10 protein-coding genes and 1 pseudogene are annotated in these 10,961 nt (G+C 71.1%); 5 read left to right on the top strand and 6 right to left on the bottom strand.

The features are described from left to right. Positions 1–863: glycoside hydrolase family protein (locus tag FNH05_RS21530; RefSeq protein WP_144590513.1), on the bottom strand; the 863-nt coding region annotated here is incomplete at its 3' end. 587 nt (positions 864–1,450) lie between these two features. Here FNH05_RS21530 and FNH05_RS21525 point away from each other — a divergent pair. Further along, entirely contained in the window at positions 1,451–2,917 is a 1,467-nt protein-coding gene (locus FNH05_RS21525) for a hypothetical protein (RefSeq protein ID WP_186382667.1), read from the top strand. A 16-nt stretch (positions 2,918–2,933) separates the two neighbouring features. Here FNH05_RS21525 and FNH05_RS21520 read toward each other — a convergent pair whose 3' ends face one another. Continuing rightward, on the bottom strand, positions 2,934–3,797 hold the full coding sequence (locus FNH05_RS21520) for an alpha/beta fold hydrolase (protein WP_222426672.1): 864 nt from the start codon (positions 3,795–3,797) through the stop codon (positions 2,934–2,936). A gap of 30 nt (positions 3,798–3,827) precedes the next feature. Then, on the bottom strand, positions 3,828–5,063 hold the full coding sequence (locus FNH05_RS21515) for an alpha/beta hydrolase family protein (protein WP_246127873.1): 1,236 nt from the start codon (positions 5,061–5,063) through the stop codon (positions 3,828–3,830). 51 nt (positions 5,064–5,114) lie between these two features. Between FNH05_RS21515 and FNH05_RS21510 the strand changes: the two genes are divergently transcribed. From FNH05_RS21510 to rho, 3 genes are all read left to right on the top strand, one after another. Beyond that, a complete protein-coding gene (locus tag FNH05_RS21510) occupies positions 5,115–5,423 on the top strand; it encodes a PadR family transcriptional regulator (RefSeq protein WP_144590512.1) in 309 nt (102 codons plus the stop codon). Next, positions 5,420–6,172 carry a hypothetical protein gene (locus FNH05_RS21505; RefSeq protein WP_144590511.1) on the top strand — a complete coding sequence of 251 codons (753 nt, stop codon included), beginning with the start codon at positions 5,420–5,422 and terminating at the stop codon, positions 6,170–6,172. Before FNH05_RS21510 ends, FNH05_RS21505 begins: the two co-directional genes overlap by 4 nt. A gap of 293 nt (positions 6,173–6,465) precedes the next feature. Then, positions 6,466–7,533, top strand: a complete 1,068-nt coding sequence (gene rho / locus FNH05_RS21500) for a transcription termination factor Rho (protein ID WP_144590510.1) — start codon at positions 6,466–6,468, stop codon at positions 7,531–7,533. 29 nt (positions 7,534–7,562) lie between these two features. Here rho and FNH05_RS39775 read toward each other — a convergent pair whose 3' ends face one another. The 3 genes and pseudogenes from FNH05_RS39775 to FNH05_RS38195 form a co-directional block, all read right to left on the bottom strand. Next, a complete protein-coding gene (locus FNH05_RS39775; protein WP_281287625.1) occupies positions 7,563–8,132 on the bottom strand; it encodes a divalent metal cation transporter in 570 nt (189 codons plus the stop codon). A 94-nt stretch (positions 8,133–8,226) separates the two neighbouring features. Beyond that, positions 8,227–8,502, bottom strand: a pseudogene (locus FNH05_RS39770) (divalent metal cation transporter); the annotation flags it as partial. A 335-nt stretch (positions 8,503–8,837) separates the two neighbouring features. Then, positions 8,838–9,002: a hypothetical protein gene (locus tag FNH05_RS38195; protein WP_186382666.1), complete on the bottom strand. Its 165-nt coding sequence runs from the start codon at positions 9,000–9,002 to the stop codon at positions 8,838–8,840. Between the two features lie 184 nt (positions 9,003–9,186). Here FNH05_RS38195 and FNH05_RS21485 point away from each other — a divergent pair, with 184 nt between their 5' ends. Next, positions 9,187–10,386 carry an HEXXH motif domain-containing protein gene (locus FNH05_RS21485; RefSeq protein ID WP_186382665.1) on the top strand — a complete coding sequence of 400 codons (1,200 nt, stop codon included), beginning with the start codon at positions 9,187–9,189 and terminating at the stop codon, positions 10,384–10,386. The last annotated feature ends 575 nt before the right edge of the window (positions 10,387–10,961 follow it).

Below are 10,961 nucleotides of genomic sequence, written 5' to 3'. Positions count from 1 at the left end.
CGCACGACCTCCGCGGCGTGGGCGGCGAAATGGCCCGTGAGGTTCGCGTTCTCGAAGCGGAACGGGTCTTCGCTGCGGTAGACGTCGGTGCCCGCATAGCCCAGGCGCGGCCCGGTGAACAGGTACCAGAAATGGCCGTGCCGGACCACGAACGGCGATTCGGTGGGGCCGCCCCAGGTGCCCGAATCGGGGGAGACGTAGGCCGTGGCCCGGGGGCTCCAGTTCCGGAGGTCGTCACTGGTGCGGTAGAGCACCGCGTGCCTGCCGCCGGCGGGCTCGGTGGTGCCCGTGTAGAACAGCACCCAGCGGCCGCCGATGCGGAGGACGTACGGGTCCCGGGCGTCGTAGCCGTCGGTGAACAGGCTGCCGCCGGGATCGCGGGTCCAGTGGAACAGATCCTTCGACGTGGCCCGGTTGATCGCGGACCTGGTGTGGTCAGGGCCGCCGCCGCAGTAGAACATCTGGTAGGTGTTCCCGACGCGGATGACGTGCGGTGCCCACAGGTGCGTCTCGCCGTAGGCGCGGTCCACGGTGAGCGCGAACGGCTGTTTCGTCCACGGGCCGTGCAGGTGCGGTGCGGTGGCGTGGGCGAACTGGATCTCGTTCTCCGGATCGGCCGGTTCCGGGTGGGTGATGCCGAAGACGTGCCAGGTGCCGCCGGTGTCCTTGATGAAGGTGTGGTCGTTGAGGTACCACTGTCGGCTTTCGCCCGCGCTCGGGTCGTAGATCCTGACGAAGGTGCCGACCGCGACGTCGTTTCCCGCGGTGGCCGCCACGGCGGGGGCGAGGCCGTTCACCGCCCCGGCCCCGGTGATGCCCAGCGCCAGACCGCCGAGGAGCACCGTCCGTCTGTTCACCCGCATCGCGATCACCCTCTCCTGAGGTCGCGTCCCGATCTTCCCGCGCGGCGGGGACCGACCGCTTGCCAACAAGCCGGAATCACCGGGATTGCGCAATGCGGGCGCGAGTTCCGTGAGCCGACACGACCACCTGGCACCGGTCCCGGTGTTGGCCGTGAGGGGATCCCTCACGGTCGATACGGCACAGGGCCCCGGCAAAGTCGGTCCTTGCATGGGCGAGTCCCACCCTCCGGCGCTTGTGTCCCACCTTCCGGCGCTTGTGTCCCACCTTCCGGCGCTTGTGTCCCACCTTCCGGCAGCCCGAGTTCTCACAGCCGCATCGACCGTGAGGGAACCCTCACGGCACCGATCCCGCCTGAACGGGCAACTCACCTGCACGAGAGTGGGACACACCTGCCTGAGGGTGGGACACAAGCGCACGAGCGTGGGACTCGCCCCGGCAGGCGCGCCCTACACCGCAAGCGGACCAGACTTGCCGGGACCCCTCACGGATACGGCTGTGAGGGGACCCCATACGGCGCCCATTCCTGCCTGAACGTTGCGGGCGGGTATCCCCCGGGAGTGTGACGGGACCTCCTAGGCTGATCATCGTGAAGCGGGTGGGGGTGGCGGCGGCCGCCGCGGTGGCGGTCGCACTGGGACTGGCGTTCACGCTGGGTTTGCTCGGCGGGACGCCCAGGGGTGCGGGGGACAACGGCGACGGGTACCGGTTGTTCTGCGGCGCCGGGCTCGTCCCGGCCACGCCGACCCACACCGCGAACTGGCGGGGCGGGGTGGTGCTGGACTTCGACCGCGGCGCGCCCTGCGCCGATCCCCAGCCTTCGAGTGCCGGAACCATCCTCAAGGCCGCCGCGGGCGGGCACGGGCCGTTCAGCCTGACCGCGCTCGGCTGGACCTATGTCCTGCTGGTCTTCCTGGCCACCCTGCTCGCCGCATGGGCGGTGCAGGCGCACGGATCGCGACGGCTGCTGTTCCTGCTCCCACCGGCGGCGCCGCTGCTGGAACCCTCCTTCGCGCGGTTCTTCCTGTCGACCTTCGGCGAGCCCGCCGGACTGTTCGGCGCGTACACGATGCTGTGCGGCGTGGCGGTCATCGCTGCCACAAGGGTCGAGGAAGGCTTGGCGCGGTTGCCCGCGCTGGTTCTGGTGGGCGCGGGCGGGGTCGTCGCGGGACTGGCGAAGATCGGGTTCCTGCCGTTGCTCGTGATGGCGGTGCTCGTCTGCGCGGTCACCGGCGCGCGCCTTGGTCACGGCCGGTGGTGGACCGCCCGGCTCATCGGGCCCGCGCTCGCCGTCATGCTCGCACTGGAGGCCATCGTGCCGGTCCGCGCGAGCCTGGCCTGGCAGGACCGGCACTTCGCCGAGGCCAACGCGGTCAACGTGGTCTACACCCTCGCCCTGGTCGATTTGCCGGGCAGCGCGCCCGCCCTCGGCCTGCCCGCCGCCGCGCAGGACAAGGCGGGCAACGGTTTCTTCCCGAAAGGGCCGGATGCCCAGGCGGGCGGTGAGGTGGTGAGGAACGACCCGCATGGAATCAGGAACAGGGTCTGGACCATGCTGTTCGAACGGCCCACCGTGCTGGCGCGGGTGACCGGGATCGCCGTGGAGGCCACCTACGACCGCGGCCTGACCTACCTGCCGGACCAGCCGTGGACACCGGCGAGCGTGCCGCCGGTGGCCACCGCGGTGGCCGACACCGGCGTGGGCTTCGGCGCGGGCGTGCTCCAGCACTGGGCGGCCGAGGTGAGCCTGCCGGGGTGGCCCTCGCTGCTGGTCCTGCTCGGCATGGCCGCCGGGGTGGTGGCGCTGGTGCGGCGCCGGGGGCGCTACGGCCTCGTCCCCGGAATCGCCGCGACCAGCGCGCTCGGCGTCGCCGCGATGACCGTGCTCGGCGACGGGTACTTCGAACTCGCCAAACACGTGTGGCTGGCGGGCTACCTCCTCGACGTCACCGCACTGTCACTGGGCATCGTGCTCGTACCCGCCTTCTTGCGTGCCCGGGCCCGCACCGCGACCGGCGAAACGGCCACCCCGGCGATCGGCTTGCCCCGCCAGTGACCACCGCGGTGAACGCTCAGCCGAGGACGTCGCGCAGGGTTCGGGCGAAGGCCTCGGGCTTGCCCGCGTAGGGGGAGTCCCCGCCGGCGAAGCCGCCGTGGTGGCTCGGGAACACCACCGGCTGCTGCCCGAGCAGTGCGGCGAGGGCCACCGACGTGCGTCCGGTGAAGACGTCCCGGGACTCCTCGCCCACGGCGATCACGACCCGCGTCGGCGCCGCGGAGAGAGCGGCGACGTCGGGGTGATAGCCGCTGACCGCCCAGGACCGGTCGGACAGCAGCGGGTCGTCGCGGGAGCCGTCGTCCCCGGCGGGCAAGCCGAACTGGGCGGGATCCGCCGGGGGCTGGGCGAAGTAGTCCTCGGTGTACTCACCCCGCCACGACGTCATCGCGATGAACGCCGCCATCCCGGCGCCGAACCCCTTGGCCTCGTAGGCGTCCCGGACGCCCGCGCGGGCGCGCTCGGCCGCCTCGGCGTCCGGAAGCACCGGGATGACCGGCGGTTCGTGGGCCACCAGGGTGGTCACGTCGTCCGGGTATGCCGCGACGAGCGCGAGCGCCGTCACCGCGCCGCCACTGCTGGCGAACATTTCGACCGGGCCCACGCCGAGCGCCCCGATCACCGCGTGCACGTCGCGCGCCTGGACCATCGGCACGTGGTCGGTCCTGCCGTCCTGCCGGGTGCTGCGGCCGAGGCCACGCGGGTCGTAGGTGACCACGGTGCGGTCGGGAAAGTGGGATGCCAGCGTGCGGAAGCCGGTGGCCTCCATCGGCTGGCCGATCATGAACAGCGGCGGGCGCCCGTCCGTGGTGGGCAGCGGGCCGTCCACGTCGTAGGTGATGCCGGCCTCGCCGGTCCGGAGCACCTGCGTGGTCATCATGTCCGTAGAGACTCCTCGCGGGGCCGAAACTCATCGCGGCTGGGGTTCGACCTGGGGATAGGGCGAGGGACCGGTCAGCAGCGGTTCGGGCAGGCCCCGGCTCACGTGGTCGAGGAACGCGGTGAGGTAGGCGGTGGTGATGGTGAGCGCGTCGCTGCCGTCGATCGGGCCGAGCGCGAGCTGGGACCGGATCGGTGCGGCGAGGTAGTAGAGGCCGTAGTCGCTGAAGTCGAAATGCTCGGCTCCGCTGATCCGGTAGCACCAGGCGGGCGCGGTACCGGCGGAGAGCAGGGCGCGGGCAGTGTCGCGGTCGCTCTGGTCGCTGGGTCCGGCCGGTTGGCAGGTTCCGGTGACGCAGGAGTGCCCGCCGCCGATGAGCAGCATCGGTTTGGCGAGTCCGGAGTGGACAACCGTCCCGTACTGGGTGCCGTCGAGGTCGGCCGCGCCCGCGCAGTGCGCGTCGGAGCGGCACGCCTCCAGCGCGGCCGCGCCGCCGAAGGAATGGCCGAGGTAGACGGTCGCGGCGGCGTCGACATGCCCGGCGAACAGGCCGGTTTCGCGGTCCAGGGCCGCGACCTGGGCGGCGGTGAAGGAGGCGTCCGCCGCCCAGATGCCGACCAGCCGGTCTCCGATGGTCTGGGCCTGGGCGCCGTGCAGGTCGCCGGCGCCGAACTCGGGCGGGTTCCCGGCCTTCGTCGCGGCCACGGCCCGTCCCTTGAGGACGGTCAGGTTCGCGCTGTAGGTGGGGGTGACCCCGGCGACCAGGTAACCGTGGCTGGCCAGGTCCTCCGCGAGTGCGGTGTACTGCGGTGCGGCGAAGCCCAGCCCCGGTTCCAGTACCACGACGGGAAACCGGCCGGCGGCGGCGGGAACGTCGGCGAAGGCATGGTCGTGGACGCCGGCGAAGCCGGTCTCGCCCAGCCCCGCCAGGCCGCCCAGGTGCAGACCCGCCCAGGCGTCCGGAGCGTAGGGCGCGGGTTGCGCGCCGGGGCCGGGCGAGGCGGGGTACCACAGCCAGACGGACAACTCCCGTGGCATGCCCGGCGTCGGGGCGAGCGGATCGGTGCGGGTTTCGTCGGTCCGGTCGAAGAGGGTCCGTCCGACCGCGTAGGGACCGGTCGGGGCGGGCAGGGTGAACGGCTGCGCCGCGCGGAACGCGACGTAGCCCACATAGCCGGCGATCAGGACCACGAGCGCGAGCAGGACCTTGCTCGCGCGGCGCAGCCAGGGGTGCTTCTTCCGAGGGGCTGGAGTGACTTCGTCCACGGCGGCGATAGTACACATCGCGTACTACGCGACAAGTAGTATCGTGGTGGCATGCACAGCAAGGACGCGCAGATGCTGGTGCTCACGGCGCTCGCGGGGGGCCCGCTGCACGGGTATGCGATCAACACCGCGATCGAGGCGCTGACCGGCACCCGTCTCGGCCCGGGCAGCCTGTACGGCGCGCTTGCCAGCCTTGAGGCACGGCAGTTGATCGAGCCCGCGGGCGAGCCGTCCGCGCAGGAGAGGCACCGCACGGTCCGGATCACTCCGGCCGGGCGGGAAGCGCTGCGTGCGGAACTCGAACAGATGTCCCGCGTAGCCCGGGCGGGGCTGCGCGCACTGGGAGGCGCCTCGGCATGAACGTGCCCGAGCTTCTGGTCCGGCTCTACCCGCCCGCGATCCGGCAGCGCTGGGGGAGCGAGATCGCCCACGAGGCGCGACTGGCCGGGCCGCGCTCGTGGTTCGACACGGCCACCGGGGCCGCGAAACTGTGGCTGCGCCCCAGTGACTGGCCCGAGACGACGATCGGGCAGACCAGTCGGGTGCTGGCCACCGCGCTGGTCGCGGTGATCACGGCCGCCGCGGGGCTGCTGCGCGCGGCCGACCCGACCCCGCTGACCGCGCCCGTCGGCCACCTCGCGGCCAGTGTGTGGCTCGTGCCGGTCCTGGCCGGGCTGGCACTCGCCGCGCCCGTGCCCTCCTTGCGACCGGCCGCGTTCACGCGCCTGGCCGCCGTGGCGTCCCGCACCCTCGCCCTACCCGTCCTCGCGGTGGCCGCACTGGTCCTGACCGCCCACAGTGGACTGATCCACCATCCCCGCGGCGCCGTCCACATCCTGCTGCTCGGCTACTACTGGGCGACCCTCGGCTTCGCCGGGATCCACCTGTGCCTGCTCACGGCGCGACTGGGCCGGATCGCCGTCGTGCCGAGCACGCGCCGGTTGCGCCTCGCGCTGCTGTTCGCCGGAACGGGACTGGCGCTCGCGGCCACGCGGACCCTTGCCGCCCCCGTCCAGGGCGGCACCGTGCTGCTGTCCTGCGGGCTGGCCGCTCTCGCCGCCCCGCTGCTCATCCTCGGTCAGGATCTGCGCCGCATCCCCCAACGCTGAGAGGAGACGCCGTCGAGGCGCCGGCGCTCTTGAGCCGCGCACATCGACTTCTTCGCGTCGGCAACGTTGTTCGCCGTGGCGGCGTCGTGAAGGCCCCGCGGGACCTGGTGGAGCGAACACGCGACCTTGCGGGACACCCAGGCCTTCGTTATAGTACGAGCAAGTCACCCGGATGTCGGCTCAGCCGCCCGGCCGGACTTTCTCTTCCCCCCTTCGTTTGAAGCGGTTCGGATTTTCCCGTTCCCGGTGCTCGGCACGTGCGTCGATCACCCTTGCTCCCAGGAGTCACAACCATGTCCTACCAAGGAATTCTCGATATCCGCGGCAAGTCCGCCACCCTCGGCTACGCCCCCGGCGGCACCACCGTCCCTTTTGGACTCGTCAGCGCGCACGACCTGCGGCGCGGTGACGAGATCGTGGTGGAGGGCGGAGAACTGGTGTCGGTCAACGGTGCCCCGCCCGTTCGCGGGCGTCCGGAGTTCGCCGCGCTCACGCCCGTGCACCCCAGCGAACGGCTCGTGCTGGAAACCGGCCGCCACGAGTTCACCACGCGGGTGCTCGACCTCGTCGCACCGATCGGCAAGGGCCAACGAGCGCTTGTCGTCGCGCCGCCACGCACCGGCAAAACCCTGGTGCTGCAGGCGATCGCGCGCTCCGTCGCGGTGAACCACCCGCGCGCGCACCTCATGGTGCTGCTGGCCGACGAGCGGCCGGAGGAGGTGACGGACATGCGCCGCACGGTGCGCGGCGAGGTGATCGCCTCGACCTTCGACCGCAAACCCGCCGAGCACACGGCGGTGGCCGAACTGGCACTGGAACGCGCCAAGCGGCTGGTGGAATCGGGCCGCGACGTCGTGCTGCTGCTCGATTCGCTGACCCGCCTCGCCCGCGCCTACAACCTGGCCGCCCGCCCGTCGGGCCGGGTCCTGTCCGGCGGTGTCGACGCCAGCGCGCTGCAGCCCATGAAGAAGATCCTGGGCGCCGCCCGCAACATCGAAGGCGGCGGCTCGCTCACCATCATCGCCACCGCGCTCGTCGGCACGGGTTCCTTGGCGGACACGGTGTTCTTCGAGGAGCTGAAGAGCACCGGCAACTCCGAGCTGCGTCTCGACCGCACCCTCGCCGACCACCGCGTCTACCCGGCCGTCGACGTGCTCGCCTCCGGCACCCGCCGCGATGAACTGCTGCTGTCCTCCGCCGAACTGACCGTGATGACCGAGGTGCGGCGCGCACTGGCGGGCCAGGACCCGAAACGTGCGGCGGAGCAGTTCCTCGACCAGGTCCGCACCACGAAGTCGAACGCGGAGTTCGTCGCGAGGGTGTCGGCGTCGTTGCGCACGCCCTCGATGTTGGCCGCATGAGGCCATCGCGCCCGGCCCGCGAGCCGCCCTCACCTGGTCCCGAGCTGGATCGCCTTGACTACGAGCAGAAGCGCGGCGAGCACGAGATATCCGCGGAGCGCGGTCATGCCGAGTTTGGTGGCCGGAGACCAGCGCGTGGGTTTCAGCAGCGCCAACGGCAGCATGCGCCAGACCGCGTCCAGCGGGGCCACCGCGAAGAGCGTGCCCAGGACGACGTTGTGCGCGGCCAAGGCGTGGGCCACGCCCAGCGCGTCGGTGAACCTGCCGACGGTGCCGGTGCTGGTGGCGGCATAGGCGGCGGTGACGATGAGGGCGGCCGCGCCGAGCACGACGACCACCGAGCCGAGCACGGTGTCGACGCGTTCGTAGCGGATGAAGCGCGGGGTGATGCGTTTGTCGATGACGTTGGACTGCTGGAAGAACAACTGCAAGGGGGCCACCGTGGTGCCGACGATCGCGGTGATCAGCAGGACGGCGTCGGACGACGCGCCGCCCTGGATGCCGGGGACCACGAAGTGGTAGCCGAGACCGCTCCAGTCCGGATGGGACAGCAGCGCGAGCGGGATCAGCAGCAGGCTGACGGCGATGAAGGCGAGCATGGCGCGTTCCCAGCGCCGGAAGCTGCCGGTGGCGGATGGCGACCAGGATCACCGCGGCGGCCGGAACCGAGACGTGCTGGCTGACCCCGAAATAGGACAGTGCCAGTGACACGCCGATGAACTCGGTGGCGATGGTGAGGAAGTTGAGTACGAACAGGTCGCCGACGGAGAACCAGCCCCAGAACCGGCCGAACCGTTCGTTGATCAGGCGCGCGTGCCCGACGCCGGTCACGGCCCCGAGCCGGACCACCATCTCCTGGTTCACGATCAGCACCGGGATCAGCAGCAGCACCCACAGCAGGCTGTAGCCGTAGTTCTGCCCCGCCTCGGCGTAGGTGGCCACGCCACCGGCGCCGTTGTCGCCCACCATCACGATCAGGCCGGGCCCGACCGTTTCAGCAGCCGCGACAGGTGCGTCATCCGGCCGCCCTCCGCGTGGGCCGGTGGTGTCGCCTCGGGGAATGTCCTGGTCATTTCGGGATCCGTCTTCCGCGCCCGCACGGGGGAGCCCTCGTGCGGGCCCGTCTTCCTCCGGTCAGTCGTGCCCGGGCTCCGCCGCCTCGCTGGCGAACGCGAGCACCGTTTTCGCTTCTCGCCGACACAAATCGAATAGATCTGGTGTTTGCCGGAGCGACGCGCCCGGACCAGGCCGGCAAGCTTGAGCTTGCCCAGGTGGTGGCTCACCGTGGCCACGGACTGCCCGAGTCAGGTGCAGCGGCGGTGAGTGGGCGCCGGGATGATTTCGAGGTCTTCGGCCAGCCCGCCGGGCAGGACGTGCGGGTCGGGCAGGAGCGGGCAGGGGTCGACCGCGCCCGGCTTCGGCGTGGAGTCGATCTGGGCCCGCGGATGTCGCGACTCTATTGTGGACATTCGGGAAATGGTTCGCCTCAAGCCTTACTCAAGGCTGCTTGACCGTTCTTCCCAAGGATAAGTAGCGTCGGTGCATCGGGCCGGGTTCCGAGGCCGGACTGTTGAGCGACCCGGACCCTGGGGCGGCGCGGTGAGGCACACCCCGACGCACCTCCGACGTGAACCTTCCCGGAAGGCGGACATCGTGGTCTCCGACCAGCACGACGTGATCTCGCTTCCCCACCTGCATGAGCTGTCGACCGGCTTCGGCAGTGCCGATGCCGTGCTGAGCCTGGCCGACGGCCAGCGGGACCTGCGCCGGGCCCTGGTGGCGAGCGTGTACAGGGCGGCCGAGCCACTGGGTGCGGACCGCGCGGCATGGACGCTGATCAACCAACTCGACCACAGCCATCCCGATGTCCTCGACGGCGTGCTCGGCCATCCGTACCTGAGGGCGTGGGCGGAGCGATGCCTGTCCCGGCCGCCCGTGGCCGCGACGTCCCATCTTGCATCCTTCGCGGCGGCAGCGGCAATTCTGGCCGGAGTCGCGGCCTGCCTCGATGTGCCGGTCATCGAGGGCAGGGTCTTCCTGCCGACACTCGGCACTGTGCTGGTCGACCCGGAAGCCAGCATCGCGGTGCTGAGCTGCGATCACGGCGCGGTGGCGGTGTGGGCTGGCGGCGCTGAGGTCCGCCTCGATTCCGGCACCATTGCCCCGCTGGCCGGCGCCGATGCGTCCTGGCTGCCGTCACGCACGCTGTATTTGGGCGATTTCACCGTCCGGCTGGAGGATGGCGACCCCTGTCGCGACGACTACCACCGGCTGGCGACGGGATGTCTCCCCGACAGCGAAGTGGACCGCTGGCGCAGCCTGTGCGCGGACGCATGGGCCCTGATCGAACGGGACTATCCCCAGTATGTTCCCGGGATCACGGCGGGACTGCGCGCTGTCATCCCGTTGCGGTCGGCCCTGCCGGGGCAGCACACGAGCGGGACGGTGCGGGAGGCGTTCGGTGCGGTGGGCATCGCCCGGCCCGACGACCCGGAAGCCCTGGCCTTGCTGCTCATTCGCGAATTCCAGCAGGTCAAGATCTGCGGGATCCTCGACCTGATCGAGTTGTACGAGCGGTCCGACCGAGACCGTTACCGGGTCGGCCGGTGTCCGGATCCGCAGCCGCTGGAAGGAGTGCTGCGGGGGGCGTACGCACACCTGGGCGTCACTGACTTCTGGCGGGTCCGGCGGCGTACGGCGCACGGAGCAGCGGCCGAGGAAGCCGACGGTGAATTCACCCGGTCACTGTCGGGAACCGCCGAGGCCATCGAAACACTGCTGCACTCCGGTTCACTGAATCCGACGGGCCTGGCCTTCGTCGAAGGAATGCGTTCCACGACGAATCATTGGTGACGACCGCGACCACGGGCGCTCGAGTTCCCGGATCTCGGATACGGCTGGCGGCGGAGTCGCAGCCACCGGCCGCGGCGGTCAGGAAAACCGCATATCAGAAACGGTGGCGTGGCGCCGGGTTCGGGCGCTACGGAAGGGCTGCGGGATCACGGGCCGTCCGGAGTGGACGGCCGGTCCGACCGGACTGCTGGAGGCGGGCGCATCGCCGACCGGGGTGGTGCCCGGAATCCGAGGGCCCGGGCGACCAATCTCGCCCGCATCGCGGTGTCGGCCGGTGTGCTCCTTGCGGGAAGGGAAGCGCAGGCAGGACGAGGCGGCCCTGACGAGGTGCGGGAGGACTACGGTAAAGCCGAGGGTGGCATACTTCGGCATGTTCCAGCAGTCGCGGGAAACGTAGTTATCGTTGCTCCGTGAATCCGGCGTCACCAGTGTCAACACCAGCGCGGCCGCGCCAGAGGCGCCCGTGGTTCTGGCCGAAACGGCGCCCCGGACGGGTCGGCGTGGTCAGCCTCGCCCGCCTGCTGGCGTTCGAAGCCGTCCTCGTGGCGGCTGGACGGCTCGTTTCACCGCCGGGG

Source organism: Amycolatopsis rhizosphaerae, from assembly GCF_007713715.1.
GTDB lineage: Bacteria > Actinomycetota > Actinomycetes > Mycobacteriales > Pseudonocardiaceae > Amycolatopsis_E > Amycolatopsis_E rhizosphaerae.
The sequence above is the reverse complement of the archived record's forward strand: the minus strand, read 5'-3'. Positions and strand labels throughout refer to the sequence as shown.

Bases quoted from the DNA above. Each gene is read 5' to 3' on its own strand.
- rho (WP_144590510.1), top strand. From the start codon at position 6,466: ATGTCCTACCAAGGAATTCTCGATATCCGCGGCAAGTCCGCCACCCTC.
- FNH05_RS39775 (WP_281287625.1), bottom strand. From the start codon at position 8,132: ATGCTCGCCTTCATCGCCGTCAGCCTGCTGCTGATCCCGCTCGCGCTG.
- FNH05_RS21520 (WP_222426672.1), bottom strand. From the start codon at position 3,797: ATGATGACCACGCAGGTGCTCCGGACCGGCGAGGCCGGCATCACCTAC.
- FNH05_RS21505 (WP_144590511.1), top strand. From the start codon at position 5,420: ATGAACGTGCCCGAGCTTCTGGTCCGGCTCTACCCGCCCGCGATCCGG.
- FNH05_RS21510 (WP_144590512.1), top strand. From the start codon at position 5,115: ATGCACAGCAAGGACGCGCAGATGCTGGTGCTCACGGCGCTCGCGGGG.
- FNH05_RS38195 (WP_186382666.1), bottom strand. From the start codon at position 9,002: ATGTCCACAATAGAGTCGCGACATCCGCGGGCCCAGATCGACTCCACG.